The sequence below is a fragment of the Actinosynnema sp. NPDC023658 genome (genome assembly GCF_040639995.1).
Classification (GTDB): domain Bacteria; phylum Actinomycetota; class Actinomycetes; order Mycobacteriales; family Pseudonocardiaceae; genus Actinosynnema.
In genome coordinates, this window is sequence record NZ_JBFAAX010001064.1 from 1 (window position 1) to 1,824 (window position 1,824).

Genomic DNA, 1,824 nt, shown 5'->3' on the forward strand with positions numbered 1-1,824 from the left:
GCCAACGTGTTCAAGTAGGACTCCTGCGGGCCGGTCATCGGCTCGTCGCCGGTGGTCCAGTCCTGCGGGTCCTTCTCCGGGTTGCGGTCCACGCCTGTCTCCTCACCTCGAACGCCCGTTCGAGGTACCCACTGGAACGGCCCTTGACACACCCCAATATGGTCTAGTCCAATTCCCTCACCTGGAGGCCGCCACCGCTGGGAGGAGACGACGATGTCGCGCAGGGTCCTGTTCGCCCGGGTGGCGGCGGTGGTGGCGTTGGTGGTGGGAGCGGCGGCGGTCGGTCTCGCGCCCGCCTACGCCGCGTCGGTCACCGCCGCGTTCGCCAAGACGTCCAGCTGGGACAGCGGCTACACCGCGCAGTTCTCGATCAAGAACGAGACGAGCGCGGCGATCACCGACTGGAAGGTCGAGTTCGACCTGCCCGCCGGGACGGCGGTCGGCGCCTACTGGGACGCCTTGCAGACCACCGCGAGCGGTCACTACACGTTCACCAACCGCGAGTACAACGGCAGCGTCGCACCCGGCGCCGCGGTGACGTTCGGGTTCAACGCCTCGGGCACCGCGAGCCCGACGAACTGCAAGCTCAACGGCGCGTCCTGCGCCGGTGCACCGACTACGACGACGACCACTACCACGACGACAACCACCACCACGACGACCACGACCACGACGACCGGTTCGACGACGACCACCACCACGACCCCGCCCGCCACCGGGCTGCCCAAGCGGGTCCTGGTCGGGTACCTGCACGCCAGCTTCGCCAACGGCTCCGGCTACATCCGGATGAGGGACGTCTCCGACGACTGGGACATCATCAACCTGTCCTTCGCCGAACCCACCTCCGCCACCTCCGGCGACCTCCGCTTCGCCCAGTGCCCGGTGGCCGAGTGCCCGAACGTCGAGTCCGAGGCCGAGTTCATCGCGGGCATCCGCGACAAGCAGGCCAAGGGCAAGAAGGTGCTCATCTCCATCGGCGGCGCGAACGGCCAGGTGCAGCTGTCCACCACGGCCGCGCGCGACGCGTTCGTCCGCTCCGCGTCCGCCATCATCGACAAGTACGGGCTGGACGGCCTCGACGTCGACTTCGAGGGCCACTCCCTGTCGCTCAACGCGAACGACACCGACTTCCGCACCCCGACCACGCCGGTGATCGTCAACCTCATCCAGGCGCTGAAGACCCTGAAGGCCCGCTACGGCGCGAAGTTCGTGCTCACGATGGCCCCGGAGACGTTCTTCGTCCAGGTCGGGTACCAGCACTACGGCGGCAGCAGCGGCGCCGACCCGCGGGCGGGTGCGTACCTGCCGGTGATCCACGCGCTGCGCGACGACCTGACCCTGCTCCACGTCCAGCACTACAACTCCGGCCCGATCATGGGCCTCGACAACCAGTACCACTTCATGGGCGGCAGTGACTTCCACGTCGCCATGGCGGACATGGTGCTGGCCGGGTTCCCGGTGCGCGGCGACGCGACGAAGGTGTTCCCCGGCCTGCGCCAGGACCAGGTGGCCATCGGGCTGCCGGCGAGCGTCAACGCGGGCAACGGGTTCACCTCCGTCACCGAGGTGCAGAAGTCGTTGGACTGCCTGATGAAGGGCGCGAACTGCGGCACCTACAAGCCGAAGGCCGTGTACCCGGACCTGCGCGGGCTGATGACGTGGTCGGTCAACTGGGACAGGTACAACAACTACGAGTTCTCCCGTTCCCACCGCGCCTACCTGCCGAGGTAGCCGGACCGCCCGCCCCGCCGGACCACCCCGGCGCAAGGAAGAGCTCGTGGCCAACATCCTGTACCGGATGGGCCGCGTCTACCTGCACCAGAA

General features: G+C 68.1%; 2 protein-coding genes. One reads left to right on the forward strand and one right to left on the reverse strand.

Features of this window, described 5'->3' with window-relative positions:
- A partial coding sequence (locus tag AB0G02_RS38095; protein WP_360804748.1) for a DUF3072 domain-containing protein occupies nt 1-92 on the reverse strand: 92 nt, incomplete at its 3' end.
- A 121-nt stretch (nt 93-213) separates the two neighbouring features.
- Here AB0G02_RS38095 and AB0G02_RS38100 point away from each other — a divergent pair.
- Nucleotides 214-1,731: a cellulose binding domain-containing protein gene (locus tag AB0G02_RS38100; RefSeq protein ID WP_360804745.1), complete on the forward strand. Its 1,518-nt coding sequence runs from the start codon at nt 214-216 to the stop codon at nt 1,729-1,731.
- Nucleotides 1,732-1,824 lie beyond the last annotated feature (93 nt).